The organism is Rhizobium sp. BK376 (assembly GCF_004341625.1).
GTDB lineage: Bacteria > Pseudomonadota > Alphaproteobacteria > Rhizobiales > Rhizobiaceae > Rhizobium.
Window position 1 is genome coordinate 89,689 of sequence record NZ_SLZG01000012.1, and the last position, 17,156, is coordinate 106,844.

General features: G+C 59.9%; 15 protein-coding genes. 12 read left to right on the plus strand and 3 right to left on the minus strand.

Annotation, left to right across the window (positions count from 1 at the left end; all coding sequences use genetic code 11):
* Positions 1-7: 7 nt before the first annotated feature.
* The 6 genes from EV561_RS23910 to EV561_RS23935 all read left to right on the plus strand — a co-directional run bounded on the left by EV561_RS23910 (position 8) and on the right by EV561_RS23935 (position 5,508).
* Positions 8-496, plus strand: a complete 489-nt coding sequence (locus tag EV561_RS23910; protein WP_132525144.1) for a DUF3830 family protein — start codon at positions 8-10, stop codon at positions 494-496.
* A gap of 1 nt (position 497) precedes the next feature.
* The gene (locus EV561_RS23915) at positions 498-845 is read left to right on the plus strand and encodes a TIGR04076 family protein (protein ID WP_132525146.1); all 348 of its coding nucleotides are present in this window, start codon (positions 498-500) and stop codon (positions 843-845) included.
* Between the two features lie 219 nt (positions 846-1,064).
* Positions 1,065-2,117, plus strand: coding sequence for an aldo/keto reductase (locus EV561_RS23920; RefSeq protein WP_132525148.1), 1,053 nt, complete (start codon positions 1,065-1,067; stop codon positions 2,115-2,117).
* Complete coding sequence (locus EV561_RS23925; protein WP_132525150.1) at positions 2,114-2,539, plus strand: hypothetical protein; 426 nt, start codon at positions 2,114-2,116, stop codon at positions 2,537-2,539. Before EV561_RS23920 ends, EV561_RS23925 begins: the two co-directional genes overlap by 4 nt.
* 48 nt (positions 2,540-2,587) lie before the next feature.
* A complete protein-coding gene (locus tag EV561_RS23930) occupies positions 2,588-3,850 on the plus strand; it encodes an ABC transporter substrate-binding protein (RefSeq protein ID WP_132525152.1) in 1,263 nt (420 codons plus the stop codon).
* A 149-nt stretch (positions 3,851-3,999) separates the two neighbouring features.
* Entirely contained in the window at positions 4,000-5,508 is a 1,509-nt protein-coding gene (locus EV561_RS23935) for a GMC family oxidoreductase (protein ID WP_132525154.1), read from the plus strand.
* Between the two features lie 23 nt (positions 5,509-5,531).
* Here EV561_RS23935 and EV561_RS23940 read toward each other — a convergent pair whose 3' ends face one another.
* The gene (locus EV561_RS23940; protein WP_132525156.1) at positions 5,532-6,290 is read right to left on the minus strand and encodes a FadR/GntR family transcriptional regulator; all 759 of its coding nucleotides are present in this window, start codon (positions 6,288-6,290) and stop codon (positions 5,532-5,534) included.
* 322 nt (positions 6,291-6,612) lie between these two features.
* Between EV561_RS23940 and EV561_RS23945 the strand changes: the two genes are divergently transcribed.
* The 5 genes from EV561_RS23945 to EV561_RS23965 all read left to right on the plus strand — a co-directional run bounded on the left by EV561_RS23945 (position 6,613) and on the right by EV561_RS23965 (position 12,817).
* Entirely contained in the window at positions 6,613-7,044 is a 432-nt protein-coding gene (locus tag EV561_RS23945) for an OsmC family protein (RefSeq protein ID WP_132525158.1), read from the plus strand.
* Positions 7,045-7,194: 150 nt separating this feature from the next.
* On the plus strand, positions 7,195-7,674 hold the full coding sequence (locus tag EV561_RS23950; protein WP_132525160.1) for a hypothetical protein: 480 nt from the start codon (positions 7,195-7,197) through the stop codon (positions 7,672-7,674).
* A 141-nt stretch (positions 7,675-7,815) separates the two neighbouring features.
* On the plus strand, positions 7,816-8,424 hold the full coding sequence (locus tag EV561_RS23955) for a TetR family transcriptional regulator (protein WP_132525162.1): 609 nt from the start codon (positions 7,816-7,818) through the stop codon (positions 8,422-8,424).
* A 60-nt stretch (positions 8,425-8,484) separates the two neighbouring features.
* Entirely contained in the window at positions 8,485-9,639 is a 1,155-nt protein-coding gene (locus EV561_RS23960) for an efflux RND transporter periplasmic adaptor subunit (RefSeq protein WP_132525164.1), read from the plus strand.
* 25 nt (positions 9,640-9,664) lie between these two features.
* Positions 9,665-12,817, plus strand: a complete 3,153-nt coding sequence (locus EV561_RS23965) for an efflux RND transporter permease subunit (protein ID WP_207910582.1) — start codon at positions 9,665-9,667, stop codon at positions 12,815-12,817.
* An 84-nt stretch (positions 12,818-12,901) separates the two neighbouring features.
* Here EV561_RS23965 and EV561_RS23970 read toward each other — a convergent pair whose 3' ends face one another.
* Positions 12,902-13,495, minus strand: coding sequence for a transglutaminase-like cysteine peptidase (locus EV561_RS23970; RefSeq protein WP_132525168.1), 594 nt, complete (start codon positions 13,493-13,495; stop codon positions 12,902-12,904).
* A 720-nt stretch (positions 13,496-14,215) separates the two neighbouring features.
* On the opposite strand from EV561_RS23970, the gene EV561_RS23975 reads away from it, so the two are divergent.
* Positions 14,216-15,433 carry a polysaccharide biosynthesis/export family protein gene (locus EV561_RS23975; RefSeq protein ID WP_132525170.1) on the plus strand — a complete coding sequence of 406 codons (1,218 nt, stop codon included), beginning with the start codon at positions 14,216-14,218 and terminating at the stop codon, positions 15,431-15,433.
* Between the two features lie 147 nt (positions 15,434-15,580).
* Here EV561_RS23975 and EV561_RS23980 read toward each other — a convergent pair whose 3' ends face one another.
* Entirely contained in the window at positions 15,581-16,378 is a 798-nt protein-coding gene (locus tag EV561_RS23980) for a metallophosphoesterase family protein (protein ID WP_348633752.1), read from the minus strand.
* Positions 16,379-17,156 lie beyond the last annotated feature (778 nt).

A 17,156-nucleotide genomic window follows, 5' to 3' on the forward strand; every position in this document is an offset into this window, starting at 1 on the left:
TCCTCTTATGAGCCAGCGCGCCATCAAGATAACAGAACCGCGTTCCGGCCTCTCTGTCATCGCGCCCTTGCTGGATGGCAAGGCGCCGGACAATGCCGCCTTTTTCTGGGACTATCTTTCGCAAGCGCGGGTAGTGCCCGGCATCCACGCCATGTGGACCGGTCCGGAAATCTCCTGCCCGATCCCGCCGGCGCATCTGGAAGGCGCTTCCTATGCGGACGCGTTGCCGGCGGAGAATGCGACGCTGACGCCGCAGCCGGGCGATATCATGCTGAGCTATGTGCCGCCGCGCATGTGGGGCGGCAGTCCCAACTCCATCTTCGATATCGGTCTGTTCTATGGCCAGGGCGCGAGGCTGCTGTTCCCGATCGGCTGGCTCGCCGGCAGCGTGGTGGCGCAGGTCAGGCCCGAGGAGCGCGAACATTTCGCCAGCGCCTGCGGCGTCATCCGTCGCAACGGCGCCTGTGACGTGACGTTCGAGCGCACGGAGATTTGAGATGGACGATAGTTTCGAGCTCTTCGACCTGCGTGTGGAAGCCGTGATCCCCGAGGGCAAGCCGATCTATTGCGGCGCCAAGGCGGGCGATTACTTCGAGCTGAAGGGTGAGATGCTGTCGCTGCCAGCCGGGCAGGGGTTCTCGATCTATTCGATTTCGGCCGTGCTGCCGCTGCTGGCGGCCAAGCAGCGGCCGACGCACAGCAATGACTGGATGACCTCGGATGCGGAGATCGCCTGCCCGGATCCGAACTGCGCGAGCCGGCTCAGGATCGTTCGGACGGGGACGCGGCGGTTCAGCCATTCGGAGACGACGGCGGTGCCTTTGCCCAGCGGTGGGGACGAATAGAGATGTTGTGCGCGGAGCCCCGTCATCCAGCTGCCGTCACCTTCTCCCCGAAAGGGAGAGGGGAATGCCGCGCGGACTTCGCTCCTCACTCTGCATTTATGAAAAGCTGCGGCAGTGCTGCAAGTCTCTTCTCCCCTCAGGGAGAAGGTGACGGCAGGCGGATGAGGGGCTGCTTGCTTCAAACGACCGAATTTCCAGACACACCGAAAGCCGCATGACATGAGCAAGACTTACGAACTCACCCCAGGCTACACGATCTCCCGCGTCATTCGCGGTGGCTGGCAGCTGGCCGGCGGGCACGGAGAGATCGATCGGGGCCAGGCCGTCACCGATCTCATCGCCGCCTTCGATGCAGGTATCCGGACCTATGACTGCGCCGACATCTATACCGGTGTCGAGGAACTGATCGGCGAGGCGCGGCAACGGTTGCAAGACGAGCGGGGCGCTGATGTCGCTGCGCAAATGCATGTCCACACCAAGCTGGTGCCTGACCTCGAAAGGCTCGCCGATATCAATCGCGACTATATTCGCGGGATCGTCGAGCAGTCCTTGCGTAGACTGAAGACGGAGCGGCTGGACCTCGTGCAGTTCCATTGGTGGGACTATGCGCATACCGGCTATATCGATGCGCTCGGCTGGCTTGCCGAGATGCGCGCTGAAGGCAAGGTGCGCAATGTCGGGACTACCAATTTCGACAGCCCGCGTATCAGACAGATGCTCGATGCCGGCATCCCGCTGGTGAGCCAGCAGCTGCAATATTCCGTGCTCGACCAGCGTCCGCTCAACGGCCTTGCCGAATTGGCGGCAAAGAACGGCATCAAGTTCCTCTGCTACGGCTCCGTCGCAGGCGGCTTCCTCAGTGACAGATGGCTCGGTCAGCCGGAGCCTGACATGCCGCTCGAGAACCGCTCGCTCGTCAAGTACAAGCTCATCATCGATGATTTCGGCGGCTGGGATCTGTTCCAGTCGCTGCTCAGGGCATTGAAGAGCGTCGGCGATCGCCACGGCGCCGATATCGCGACCATCGCCAGTGCCTGGGTGCTGGAGCAGCCGCTGGTCGCCGCAGTCATCGTCGGCGCGCGCAACCAGGCGCATGCGCTTGCCAATGCCAAAATCATGGACCTCGAGTTAACCGAGCAGGACCGCCGCGAGATTGCTGCCATCGTCGGCGAAAGCAAGGGACCGCTCGGCGATGTCTACACGCTGGAGCGCGACCGCACGGGACGCCATGGATCGATCATGCACTACAACCTCAATGATGGCAGGACATGAGCCAGGGATCGCTTTTCGACCGCGCTGAGGCGGAGATCATCGCCTTCCACCGCTTCTTCGTGGAGTGGTATGATGCAGCGACCGCCGATGCCGTCGATTTCGATCGCTGCGAGCGCGTCTTCGGGCAGGATTTTCATATGATCCCGCCCACGGGCAAGCTGTTCGATCGCACCGAGACAATCGCGTTGATCCGGGGAAACCGGGCGACCTACAATGGCGATTTCGCCATTGCGATCGAGGACATCCGTTCCCGCTGGGAGGCGGGCGACGCGATTATGGTGACTTATGTGGAGGCGCAGGTGCGGTCCGGCCAGAAAAGCCGGCGGCAGGCGAGTGCGCTCTTCACCGCGAGTTCATCGGCGCCCGAAGGCGTCGAATGGCAGCATCTGCATGAAACCTGGTTGCAGATGCCGGAGACCTGACAGGCTTACAAACTGAAATAGAAGTCGTACCTAAAAAGGGGAACAGGAATGAAAAAGACGATATTTCAACTGACCACCGCCATGGCGCTTCTGGCCGTAGCCGGTGTTGCCAATGCTGCCGATTGCAAGGTGACCGTCGGCCTCGTGATGGAACTGACCGGCCCTGCCGGCGAATATGGCCAGGCCGGTGCCAAGTCGGTCGAGATGGCCTTCCGTGATATCAACGCGGCCGGTGGCGTGCACGGATGCGATCTTGTCACGGATACGCGCGACAGCCAGAGCCAGGGCAACGTCGCGGTCGATGCGGCAACGCAGCTCGTGCAGGTCAAAAAGGTGCCTGTGATCATTGGCGGCATCATCTCGTCGGTCTCGATCCCGATCCTGACCTCGGTCACGGCACCGGCCAAGATCGTTCAGGTCTCGCCGGCCTCCTCGTCGCCGACGCTGACCGAGCTCGGCCGCCAGGGCAAGACCAACGGCATCTTCTTCCGCACCATCACCTCGGATGCCCTGCAGGGCGTCGCCGCTGCGAAATATGCGATCGACAAGGGCTTCAAGAAGCTCGCGATCATCCACGTCAACAACGACTTCGGCGTCAACATGGTCGCGGAATTCTCGCGTGCCTATAAGGCGCTCGGCGGCACGATCGTGTCAGACACGCCCTATAACGAGAAGCAGTCGAGCTATGCTTCCGAAGTCACCGCCGCGATGGGCGGCGAGCCCGACGGTCTTTATCTCGTCAGTACGCCGGTCGATGGCGCCACGATCGCCCGCACCTGGATATCGCAGGGCGGTGTCCAGAAATTCCTGCTCAATGACGGCATGAACAGCCCTGATTTCATCGATTCCGTCGGCGCCGACTATCTGAAGGATGCCTATGGCACCTCCTCGGGCACCAGCCCGACGGCCTCGACCGACTACTTCATGAAGACTTACAAGGACTTCTCCGGCATCGAGCCTTCGAACCCGGCAGCCGACCGTTCCTATGATGCCGGCGCCATTGTCGGGCTTGCCATCGCGATTGCCGGTTCGGATGATCCGGCCAAGATCAAGGATGCGATGTTCAAAGCGGTCGATCCGGCAGGCACGCCGATCTATGCCGGCAAGGAGGAGTTCGCCAAGGCGCTCGACCTGATCAAGCAGGGCAAGCCGATCCGCTATGAAGGCGTCATCGGCCCTGTGGCCTTCGACAAATATGGCGATATCACCGGCCCGTTCCGCCTCTGGAAGATCGTCGACGGCAAGGTGACGACCGATGGCGAGATGTCGACCGATGACGTCAACAAGCTGCAGGCGCAGCTGAACAAGTAAGCCTTGCGACTTCGGCGGGCCGGCAGGAATTGCGCCGGCCCGTTGGCTACCGAGCCATTCGGTGCTCTTTGTTGTTCACGTCCTTATTCAATCTGGACAATCCCCATTCTTTCGCTCCACAAATCGATTGAGGAGCATTGGGAGGAATCATGGCTGGGGAACCGGACGTCGTTATTATCGGGTCGGGCATGGGAGGCTCGACACTGGCATCGGGCATTGCCGCAAGCGGCGCAAATATTCTCATTCTGGAAGCAGGGGAGCGGCTGGAAGACCGGCCGGAAAACCGCGACCAGCGGGCGATCTTCCAGCGCGGGCATTTTCGTCCCAAGGAAACCTGGTACGAAAAGGGCGGCCAGGGCTTCAACCCGGGCAACTATTACAATGTCGGCGGCAATACGAAATTCTACGGCGCGGTGCTGGTGCGCTTTCGGCGCGAAGATTTCGAGGAGATGCAGCATCTGCACGGCGTTTCGCCAGCTTGGCCCTTTCCCTATGAGGAGCTGGAGCCCTGGTACAGCCAGGCGGAGCAATTCTTTCAGGTCCGAGGTGCTCTCGGCCAGGATCCGACCGAACCATTCCACTCAAAACCCTATGCCTTTCCGCCCGTTCCGGACGAGCCGGCGATCGCCAAGGTGCGCAAGCGCCTGCAGGAAAATGGCATGCACACCTATTCCCTGCCGCTTGGCGTCGATATCGACAAGTGGCTCGCAAAGGGGAACACGCCCTGGGACGCGCATCCGAACAGTTTCGACGGCAAGATGGATGCCGAGACGATCTCGCTGACGAACGCCCTGCAGCATCCGAATGTTCGGCTGAAGACCGGCGCGCGGGTGACGCGGCTGGAAACGGCCGAGGACGGCAAGACGATCGCCGCCGTGCATTACACGTCCTTCGGCGAGGCGAAGGTCGTCAGGCCGAAACTGGTGGTTCTGTCAGCCGGTGCGGTGCAGTCGGCCGTGCTTTTGTTGCGGTCGGCAAGCGAGGCCAATCCGCGCGGTCTCGCCAACAGGTCTGATCAGGTTGGCCGGAACTTCATGAACCACAATTCGTCTGCCGTACTGGCGATCTCGCCGGGCTATCGCAACGATTCCATCTATCAGAAGAGTTTTGGCTTCAATGATTTCTACCTGTCGGATGGCGAGGGCGGTCCGCCGCTCGGCAATGTGCAGCTGCTCGGGCGGGTGTCCGGGGCGATCCTGAAGGCCAATATGCCGGCCTATCCGGAGTGGCTGCTCAATCGAATCTCCGCGCATGCGATCGATTTCTACGCCATGAGCGAGGATCTGCCATCGCCGGAAAGCCGGATTACGGTCGAGGGCGAGCGGATCGTGCTGCAATGGGTGCGCACGAACTGGCAGGCGCATCTCGATCTGGTGTCGAAGCTGAAGCGGGTGCTGAAGAAATCCGGCTTTCCGATCGTGCTGTCGCGGCCCTTTGACAAGCGCACGCCCTCGCATCAATGCGGAACAGTCCGGATCGGCAACGACCCTTCCTCGGCCCCGCTCGACGTCTATTGCCGCGCCTTCGACCATCCGAACCTGTTCGTGGTCGATGCCAGCTATCTGCCGACCTCGGCAGCCGTCAACCCGGCGCTCTCGATTGCGGCCCAGGCGTTGCGGGTTGCCGATCACATGTCTCAGGCGGATTTGAAGCGGTAGCGAGAAGCCCGGCGTTGAGGCGATCAGCCGCCAGACAGGTTCCGTTTGGCTAAGGCAGCGGCAAGGTCGCGCACGGCAAGGTCGAGCATGCGGTTGGCGACGTCACGTGCCGCAGCCCGGTCGCGCAATCTCAGCGCCTCGACCAGCTCGCCATGGACCACGATCGCCTCCTCGCGGCTGTCGACGGCGACATTGGAAGCATGCAGCGCATAGGTGAGTGCGGCATGGATGGCGCTCGACAGGCGGCGAAAGACCTGGTTGTGGCTAGCGCCGAGAAGGACCGTGTGGAACATCACGTCGGCTTCGGTGAAGCGCTCGGGATCAAGGGCTGAATCGCGCATCTGCCGCCAGGCGTGGTCGAGATCGGCGACCTCGCGGGCGGTTGCCCGCTCGGCGGCATATTCGGCCGCTGCCGGCTCGATGGTGCGGCGGGCTTCGAGGATGCAGCCGAGAATGTCGAAATCGCTGATATAGGGACCCATCCATTCGAGTACGTCGGCATCGAGGATGTTCCAGTCGTCGCGGTCGCAGACCGTGGTGCCGACCCTCGGCCTGCCGCGCACCATGCCCTTCGATTCCAATATCTTCAGGGACTCGCGGATGACCGTGCGGCTGACGCCGTAGATCTCGCAGAGATCATTCTCCCGCGGCAGAGGACTGCCGACGGGATAGCGCTCCGAGCAGATGTCCTGCGCAAGCGCTGCCGTCACGTTGCGGCGAACGCGAGGGCGACGAGCCGGGGGCTCGTTCGGGATATCTCCGTCACGCTCAATCGCTTCCAAGTGCTTTCTCCGCCCGGCTCCCTCGCAGCGGATGTTGATTAGCCGAATTCGCTCTGCTTTGCGACATTTACATGGAGGGGTCGGGCACTGTTGCCATAAAAAGTCATATTATTTTTTGATTGCCGAACTTTCGAAAGTTCGGGAGCGCCCCTGTGCGGTTCGAAACCGTCTCTCAATTGGTGGTGGAATCGTCGCTGGCCTGTCGTCTTCCCGAGATAGAGCATTATATTGCCGGCTGGGGCAGTCGTTTCGGCTTCTTCCAATAGGTAACCTGGGACGGCAGGTGCTCTCCCTTAACGCTCAATCGAAACAGGAGGACGGTATGCAAATCAATCGGACAGGTTCCGCTCATTGGACCGGCGGTCTTAAGGACGGCAGAGGGCAGATTTCGACACAGAGCGGCGCGCTCAAGGAATATCCCTATGGTTTCGCCAGCCGCTTCGAGGGCGTTGCCGGCACCAACCCTGAAGAGCTTATCGGTGCTGCCCATGCAGGTTGCTTCACCATGGCCCTCTCGCTGATCCTCGGCGAAGCCGGTCTCAAGGCCGACAGCATGGACACGACCGCCAAGGTGACGCTCGAAAGCGTCGACGGCGGTTTTGCCATCACCGCGATTCATCTGACGCTCGTTGCCAGGATCCCCGGCACCGATCAGGCGAAGTTCGAGGAACTGGCTGCGATGGCGAAGGCCGGATGCCCGGTTTCCAAGGCACTCTCCGCCGTTCCGATCACGCTCGACGCCAAGCTCGGCTGATCGGCGATCGCTACTGCGCCGGATTTTTGGATCCGGCGTTTTTCCTGCACAGAATAGGCATTCATTGAAAAATATGCGGGGTTTGTTCAATCGCTCCGCCGGCCGGCTCACTATCCTCCGCCTCGTTTCTCTTGTTGGGGGTATGCAGGAATGTCCGGACTTACATTGATCCATGTCATTTTGAGCCTGATCGCAATCGGCAGCGGCATCGTCGTCGCTCAAGGCCTGATCAAGGCGCGGCGCTACGAGAAGACCACGCTTCTCTACATGCTGACGACGGCGCTGACGCTTGTTACGAGCTTTCTCTTTCCCTTTAACGGCGTTACGCCGGGGATCGCGGTCGGCGTCATCTGCGTGATCATCTTCATCCCGACGGCACTTGCCCGCTATAGCTTTCAGATGCGTGGCATCTGGCGTCCGGTTTTCGTCGTGGGCGCGCTGGCGATGCTCTTTTTCAACTGTCTGGTACTGATCGTGCAGTCCTTCCAGAAGATCCCGCCGCTCCATGCGCTTGCCCCGACCGACGCCTCGCCGCCGGTGGCAATCTCCCAGGCTGTGCTGCTGGTGATTTTCCTTGTCGTCGGCTTCTTCAGTGTTCGGCGTTTTCGCCCGACGCTGATGGGTATCTGAGCCGGTCTTATATCGTTTTTTACGCATGCGGCGTATTGCCCGCCTGGTCCCCTGGGCCGGGCGGTTTATTGACATGTGAGTAATAATGCTTTACGACTGACGAAAATCGAAAAACGTCACTCGTAAATTGGAAGTGCTTACATGATCGATCTCGCTGAACTCGGCATGGATAGCGTACGTCAGGAAAACGTAACGCGTATCCTCGATTCCGCGGAAAAGCTGTTCCGCCACTACGGCTACAGCAAGACAACCGTGGCCGATATCGCGCGCGATCTCGGCATGTCCACGGCCAATATCTACCGCTTCTTCGCCTCCAAGGTGGAAATCCACCAGGCTATCTGCGGCCGCATGCTGCAGCAGAGCTATCAAATCGTGGTCGATGCTTCGCGCCTGCAGGCGAGCGCTTCTGATCGCCTGCGGTATTATGTCCAAGAGCAATACAAAATGACCGTGGAGGCCATGCTCGACGAGCAGAAGGTCCACGAGATGATTGTCGTCGCGATCGAGCGTGATTGGCACGTCATCGAAAAGCATATCGACAGCGTTCACGACGTGATTGCCGAGATCATTCGTCAGGGCATCGAGGCAGGCGAATTCTTCGAACAGGACCCGGTCGTCGCGTCACGCTGTTTTGGCGCCGCCACAGTCAACCTCTGCCACCCTCAGATGGTGGCGCAATGTCTTACCAAGGAAAACCGGGCATCGCCCGACGATCTGATCGAGTTCGCTATCCGAGCTCTCAAGAAATAAGAGGCAGCGCGGAAAACCGCGCTCCTGCCATTGTCACCCATATCGACTGAGGAGTGCGAGATGTCATCTTCGCGCAAGAGCACACTTATGCCTTCTGTTGCCGGCCTCGCGCTCGTTGCGATGGCGGGCTTTCTCGCAGGCTGCAACGACAAGCAGGCGGAAAATACCGAGGTCGTCAGGCCGGTCAAAGTGCTTGCCATCGCCAAGGCGGATACGACGCGAGCGCTCGATTATTCCGGTTCCGTCCGCGCACGCACCGAAATGAACCTCGGCTTTCGCATCAACGGCAAGATCATCGACCGCCGTGTCGATATCGGCCAGAAGGTAAAACCGGGCGATGTTCTCGCCCGTATCGATTCCACTGATTACGAATTGGCCGTGCGCCGCGCCCAGGCCGATCTTGCCTCCGCCGACAAGCAGGTGCAGACGGCGGACCTGGCGCATAAGCGCGCCCAGCAGCTCTTCGACAAGAATGTTTCTCCCAAGTCGCAGCTCGAGCAGGCAGACCTCACCTATGATCAGGCCGTGTCGACGCGAGACTCCGCCCGGTCGGCACTCGACGAGGCCAATAACCAGGTGGCCTATGCTGATCTCACCTCCGACATGAGCGGCATCGTGACGGCAATCAATGCGGATGTCGGCCAGGTGGTCGGCTCCGGCACGCCTGTCATCACAGTTGCCGTCGATGGCGAAAAGGAAGTGCAGATCGCCGTTCCGGAAATGGATATCGCCCAGTTCAAGCCGGGCAAGGAGGTAAAGGCGCGCTTCTGGTCGGACGACACGCTGGTTCTCGACGGCAAGGTGCGCGAGGTCTCCGGCAGTGCCGATCAGCAATCCAGAACCTTTGCCGTCCGTGTCAGCATGCCGAACGATCCGCGCGTGCTGCTCGGCATGACCGCAACGATTGAGGCGACGGCAGAAAACACGCGGCCTCTCGTTTCCATTCCGCTCAGCGCGCTTGCGCAGAAAGACGGTCAGCAGGTCGTCTGGCTGGTCGACAGCGGTGCGAGCACGGTTCATTCACGCGCCATCAAGGTGGCGGATTTTTCCGCTGACGGCGTGCGCGTCGCCGACGGGCTGAAGGCGGGCGATGTCGTCATCACCGCGGGCACGCAGTTCATGGCCGAGAACATGAAGGTCAAGCTGCCCGCCGCAAAAAGCCAGCAGGCTTCCGCCGACGACGACAGCACCGCTGCCGCAGACGTCGTTCGCTGATCGATTTCGGAGAGGGATCATGACCATGAACACCGTCACCGACGAGAAGAAGCCTTTCAATCTGTCGCGCTGGGCGATTGCCCATCCAAGCATCGCCCGCTTCCTGTTCGGGCTGATCATCATCGCCGGCGCGCTCGGTCTCACCCATATGGGACAGAAAGAAGATCCTGATTTCACCTTCCGCGTCATGGTCGTCCAGGTCATGTGGCCGGGTGCATCGATCAACGACATGCAGGACCAGGTGGTCAACAAGATCGAGCGCAAGCTGCAGGAGACGCCGCACCTAGACTGGGTGAAGTCCTATACGCGTGCCGGCAGCGCGATCATCCAGCTCCAGATCAAGGGCGACACCAATACGGCCGAGGTCAACGACGCCTTCTACCAGGTGCGCAAGAAGGTCGGCGATATCTCGAACGAGTTGCCGTCGGGCCTGCTTGGCCCTTATTTCAACGACGAGTTCGGCGATACTTTCATCACACTGCATTCGATCAGCGGCGATGGCTACAGCTATCCGGAACTGAAAAAGTTCGCGATCCAGGCGCGTGACATGCTGCTTGCGACGCCGGGTGTCGAGAAGGCCGTCATCATCGGTGACCAGCCCGAGAAGATCTTTATCGACGTGTCCTCCAAGGTCCTGGCAGAACGTGGCCTGACGCTTACCGATCTCCAGAATGCCCTTGCAGGACAGAACAATGTCGATCCGGCCGGCTCTGTCGATACGGGCACGCGCTCGGTGCGCATCTCCGTGCAGGGCGATGTGCACAAGGTCGAGGATATCCGCGAACTGCGGCTGAGGGCCGGCGGCCAGGTGACGCGCCTCGGTGATATCGCGACCGTCACGCCGGGCCTTGAGGATCCCTATACGGCGAAGTTCCTCTACAATGGCCACGAGAGCGTGCAGGTCGGCGTCGTTATGGCCAAGGGCTTCAAGGTGACTGATGTCGGCGCGTCCGTCGACGACACCTACAAGCAGTTCATCTCGTCCCTGCCGGTCGGTGTTTCCGTCGATCAGATCGCCAACCAGCCCGATGTCGTGACCGACGCCGTGAGCGAGTTCATGCATGCGCTCGGCGAAGCGCTGGTCATCGTGCTGATCGTTTCCTTCGTCTCGATCGGCTGGCGTTCCGGGCTTGTCATCGCCATTGCCATTCCGCTGGTGCTGGCGGCGACCTTCGCCATCATGTACGAACTCGGCATCGACCTGCAGCGCATTTCGCTCGGCGCGCTGATCATCGCGCTCGGCCTTCTGGTCGATGACGCCATGATCGTCGTCGAATTGATGGAACGCAAACTGGAGGAGGGGCTCGTCAAGCTCGATGCTGCGAGCTTCGCCTATTCCTCGACGGCCTTCCCGATGCTGACGGGTACGCTGATCACCACGGCCGGCTTCATTCCGGTCGGCTTCGCGGCCTCTACGGCGGGTGAATATGTCCGTTCGCTCTTCTATGTAGTCGGGATTGCGCTGGTCACGTCCTGGTTCGTGGCGGTCTATTTCACCCCGTGGCTCGGCTATATGATCCTGAAGCAGCGTCATCATGCGGGTAGCCACCACGATGTGTTCGATACGCGTTTCTACCGCCGCCTACGCGGATCGGTCGCCTGGGCGGTCAAGCATCGCATCATTGTTCTTGCGCTGACACTTGCCACCTTTGCCGGCAGTCTCTTCGCCTTCCAGTTCATTCCGCAGAATTTTTTCCCGCAGTCCTCGCGGCCGGAAATCCTAGTCGATCTCTGGCTGCCTGAGGGCACCAGCATTTCAGAAGTCGAGAAGCAGGCGAAGGCGCTGGAAACGCGCATGGCCGACGATCCGGACAAACGGTTCATCGCCACCTATATCGGCGAGGGCGCACCGCGCTTCTTCCTGCCGCTCGACCAGCAGCTCGTCAATCCGAACTTCGCCCAGCTTCTTGTCATGGCAAAGGACGAGCCGTCGCGCGAAAGGCTGATCGTCAAGCTCAGGACCATTCTCGCGGATGATTTTCCGTCGATCCGCGCCAAGGTCGATCGGCTCTTCCTCGGGCCCCCGACAGGCTGGCCGGTGCAACTGCGCGTTATGGGTCCCGATCGGCAGGAGGTTCGCCATATCGCCGACGAGGTGAAGCAGCGCTTCGCGCAAAACCCGCTGCTCGGTGCTATCCATGACGATTGGCTGGAGCCGGTGCCTGCCATGAAGCTTGTCATCGATCAGGACCGCGCCCGTGCGCTGGGCGTGACCTCGCAGCGGATTCGCCAGGCGATGCAGGCCTCCATGTCGGGCGCGCCTCTCAACGATTACCGCGAGGGCGAGGAAACCGTGTCGATCGTGGCCCGGGAACCGGATGCGAGCCGCCATCTGCTGACGGCAGTCAATTCCGTCTACATTCCGACGGATTCCGGAGGCTTCGTACCCTTGTCGCAGGTTGCCAAGGTCGTGCCCGTCATGGAGCAGGGGGTCGAATGGCGTCGTGACCGCCTGCCGACGATATCGGTCAGGGCAACGCTGCCGGACGGCGTTCAATCCAACGATGTCGTGACCAAGCTCTATAGTGACATGCAGGATCTGAGGTCCAGCCTGCCTGCCGGCTATAGGATCGAGATCCAGGGCGGTGCGGAGGATTCGGCGGAAAGCCAGGCCTCGATTGCCGCCAAGGCGCCGATCATGCTGCTTGTCATCGTCGTTCTCCTGATGGCGCAGCTGCAGCATTTCGGCAAGGCGATGCTGGTGCTGGCAACCGGCCCGCTCGGCATTATCGGGGCCGCAGCCGCACTTCTGATCAGCGGTTCGCCCTTCGGCTTCGTTGCCATCCTCGGCGTCATAGCGTTGCTCGGGATCATCATCCGCAATTCGATCATCCTGGTCGACCAGATCGATCAGGACATAAGGGCGGGCATGGACCGGCAGGAGGCGATCATCGGTTCGGCCGTACGCCGTTTCCGCCCGATCATGCTGACCGCGCTGACGGCGGTCCTGGCCCTGATCCCGATCTCACGCGGCGTTTTCTGGGGACCTCTCGCCTACGCCATGATGGGCGGCATCCTGGTCGCGACGGTGCTGACGATCTTCGTATTGCCGGCCGGCTACGCTCTCTTCTTCGGCAAGGCGCCAAAGACGAAGCAGCCGGTCGAGGACAACGCTTCCGGTTCGGACGATCAGGACCGGGTGCGCAATCACATTCCTCCGCAGATCGCCGCAGAGTAGATCAACCAATAAAAGCGCGGGCAGAAGCGGGAAGGGCTCCGGTATCACCGGAGCCCTTCCTCATTGCAGATGTTCGATCTTCGATCAGAGAGCGTACCAGAGGTAGGGATTTTCGCCCGACTGGATCTTGACCCAGCTCAGGTCGGTCTCGTTCCATGGCTTGATGCGGCTGGTCCTGTTGTCGAGGACCAGATCGCCGTGGTCGGTTTTGACGACCAGCACGGCGTGGCCTTCGCCCGACCGCGTCGTGGCGACGGCGATGCGCAGTGCGCGCGGCGACCAGCCCTTGGCGATCAGATGATCGCGCTTCGTCAGCGCATAATCCTCGCAGTCGCCGGACTTGACGTTGACAGACCAGACATCGTCGCCGTCCTGATCGTTTACGCCGATGATCGAGTGGTTGACGTCATTGTTGGTCGATACGAGTTCCTGCCGGTTGAAATCCGTCAGCACCACCATGGAGGCGCCCTCGCTCGTGTGGCATTCACTCGGATTCTGCATGCAGAACCGGACCTGGGCAAAAGGTGCCAGGGTCGGCTGCCGTTCCACGATGTAGCTCACGGTCGGCGTATTGATCAAACTGCGTGCGTAACCGGCTGGACCGGCCGCCCATACGGGCTGACTGCCGGCCAAGGCCGCAATCGCCACTGTTGCTGCAAGCGTAACTTGCTTCATCATGTCCATATCCCCGTTTCAAGCAGAGCGGTTCTTCCGCCTGTTCTTGTCTCAACACCCGAAAACTCATTCCGGGTTCTGCGGATGCTTCATGCCGCGAAGCTCTGTCCTGCTTCGTCCGCCGATGACCGCGACAATACCGAGGACGGGTCTCAAAGCGCTTAAATGGATATGAGCAATTTTATCGATCTCGGATTTTTGCTGCAAAGCCTTGAAAAATAGGGATTTCCGGCTCCCGCATGCCGATGGGGCGAAAGCATTGTCGCTGTCGTGACATGTTCGGACTGTACGGGTCTCAAGCCGCACTGGAGCCTGCTCTCTATAGAGAGAGGCGGTTTCAATGGCCGATGTCAGCCTCCGCTGAGCCTTGGTTACAACGCCAAGTTTTCCAAGATGTGACTTTACTATCAAAATATATTTATGGTTTAATAATGCCTAATATAAACATAAACTGCCACGAAATGAGGCGTATGGGTATAAAATAGGCCGATAAACCGCCGTTTACGCCGAAAACAATCGGTTTAATTGCAGTCACATCTTCGATTCCATTTTTACTCGGTAAATCCTTGACTTTTTATTTCTATAGCAACGTTGCTGCGGTGCAACAGTTGGGGATTCTCTTGAGTTTGCTTTGGGAAAACCTTCTCGAATTCTTCAGGCAACTCTGATAATTGCTGCGTCGGAGGGACAAGTGCCCTTCGGGGATCATCGAGTGGGCGGTATATGAACAAAAACATTTTGAAGCCGATCGGCTGCATTGCCTTTGCTGCGATGTTGTTGTCGGGATGTACTTACCTGCCGCGCTCCGGCCCCGATGAAAAAGCCATCGACAACCATGCCGCCGTCAAGGTGACCACCAAGGACCGCAAGGCCGGCATCGATTATGTCCTGGTCGACCTCAGCCAGAATATGCTGAAATATTTCGACGAGAAGGCCGCGACCTCGCTGAAGCAGAGTTTTGGCGGCGGCAAGGGCGGCCCGCCGGACATTCCGCTCGGTTATGGCGACGTTGTCCAGGTCTCGATCTTCGAAGCCCAGTCGGGCGGCCTGTTCATTCCGTCTGATGCCGGCAGCCGTCCGGGCAACTTCATCACGCTCCCCAACCAGACGATCGACCGGTCAGGCACGATCAGCGTGCCCTATGCGGGACGGATCCAGGCAGCCGGCCGCCTGAAGGAAGAGGTCGAGCGCGACATCGAGGACAAGCTGTCCAACCGCGCCATCGAGCCGCAGGTGGTCATTACGACCGTCACCAGCAATTCCAGCCAGGTGGCTGTGTTGGGCGACGTGACGACACCGACCCGCGTCGAGCTCAATTCGTCCGGCGAGCGCGTGCTCGACGTGTTGTCGCAGGCCGGCGGCCTGAAGACGGCGGGCATCGAGACCAACATCACGCTGCAGCGCCGCGGCAAGACGGCGACCGTGCCTTACGAGACGCTGCTGAAGAACCCGTCGGAAAACATCTATGTCGCACCTGACGACACGGTCTTTGCCGACCATCAGCGCCGCACCTTCGTCGCCTTCGGCGCCAACGGCCAGAACGGCCGCTTCGACTTCGAGGACACCGACCTGTCGCTGGCCGAAGGCATCGCCAAGGCGGGCGGCCTGAGGGACGACCAGGCGAACCCGGCCCAGGTGCTGCTCTATCGCAATGTCGACCGCAAGATCCTGCAGGCGATGAACGTCAACACCTCCGCCTTCCAATCCGACAAGATCCCGGTCGTCTTCCGCGCCAACCTGCGCGACCCGTCCGGCTTCTTCGCCGCCCAGAAGTTCGCGCTCGCCGACAAGGACATCCTCTACAGCGGCAATTCCGGCTCCGTCGAACTCCTGAAGTTCCTCGATATCGCCAACGCCATTACATCAACCGCGGCCGGCACAACATCCGATACAGTCTCGACACGAGATTCAATCAGAGACATTGGGAACGGCAAAAATTAAGGTCGCTGCTCGGATCGCTGCTCGCCGACCGAGCAGCGAATTGCGATTCGAGCCGGATTTTGAAAACCCTATTAGCGGCCGGTGTTTCAGCTCCGGCCGTTTTCCGTTTCCAGGCTCTGTTCTGGTTCTGGGCTTTGTTCTGGCGACTTAAGCGGCGACGGGAAAGACCGACGGCTCGCCGCCGGCGATCTTCAGAACCGTTAGGTTGCCTGTTGCGAAGGCGGCGGTGTCGATGCCGATGCGCCCGCTGGCAAAGACGGGCTTCATATCAGGCGTATGGCCGTGGATGACGAGCGATGGCAGCTGCGGACCCTTGGTGATGAAAGGTTCGCGTATCCACATCAGATCCCGATCCGATTGCGAATCCATCGATACGCCGGGGCGCACGCCCGCATGCACGAAGATCAGATCGCCAATGGAAAGAGCGATCGGCATGGATCGCAGCAATTCGATATGTTCCGTCGGAACGGCAAGGCGAATTGCTGCGCAGAGCGCATCCAGACCGCCTCGCCCCTGGCTGAAAAGATATTTGGCATCCACGCCATAGGAATAGAGCGTTTCCTCGCCGCCGAACTCCAGCCAGCCGATATTCGTGCGCGGCGCGGTCAGGAACTTGAAGAAGGCGTCATCATGGTTGCCGCAGAGGGCGACGCGGTGGAAACCTTCCGGGGCCGGCGCGCAAAGATGCTGGAGGACGTCCCTCGATCGTTTGCCCCGGTCGACATAATCGCCGAGAAGCACGATCAGTTTCGGGCCGGCAATGAGGCTTGCGTCCTCGACGATCCGCCTCTCCGCTTCGATCAGCGCTTCGTAGCAGCCATGTACATCGCCAATGGCGTAAATGGCAGCATAAGCCAACGGATCGAGGCTAAGCCGCACCCGCGGCGGCTTCTCCACGACCTTCTCGGTATTCCCGCCAAATATCTTTCGAAACAATCCTGCCATGAGCATCCATCGGCGTCAGGCGTGTCGGAGCGCGCACAAAACAGTTATAAAAGGCTTAAATTTCTGCCTGACGTTACGTTAGTTCAACGGCCACCTTTTCGCAATGCAGCAAAGGTCCCAGCTTGCTGAGACAAAGGTCCGATCTTGGGATTTGGTTAAGAGAAATTGGGATGATCGGGGACGGACGAACGTGGCAAGCCGGCGCCGGAGGGCGGGCTGAAGTGCTCCACCTAGAAGGGTTGCGAATTGACGAGCGAGCTTTATCGCTCGATTGTTTCCAACTTCAATTGCAATCCGGCACTATGAGCGTCATCCTCGTATTGGGACAATGCCCAGAGTCGCCAGTCTTTGAAAAGGGAGCGATTCGATTTTCCGGAGAAGAAAGCTGGTGCTGCTAGAGAGATTTGAACTCGGCAGAAATCTATCAATACCCCTGTGAAATAGGCGCTTCAGGGGCGGCCTGTCAAGTCGTGTGTACCACCAGTGTGGCCTAGCGCTTGGATCGACAAATCGCCCTTTACCAAACACGGCGACCGATGTAGCTGCGTATCGACAAATGGAGTTAGTGGGTGCGCAATGCGTTTCGAAGTTGAATTGACTGACGGAAATTTCGGCGTCGATACGCCAAACAACCACATCTACATCACCGATCTGATCCCGCATCTTCCACGTGATGTATTCGGAGGTAGCAACGCTGCTCTGAAGGCGCCTAGATCGGTTGTGCTGGAATATAACGGACGGCGATGCGAGACCGATGTCCCTTCCGATAGCCGGACAG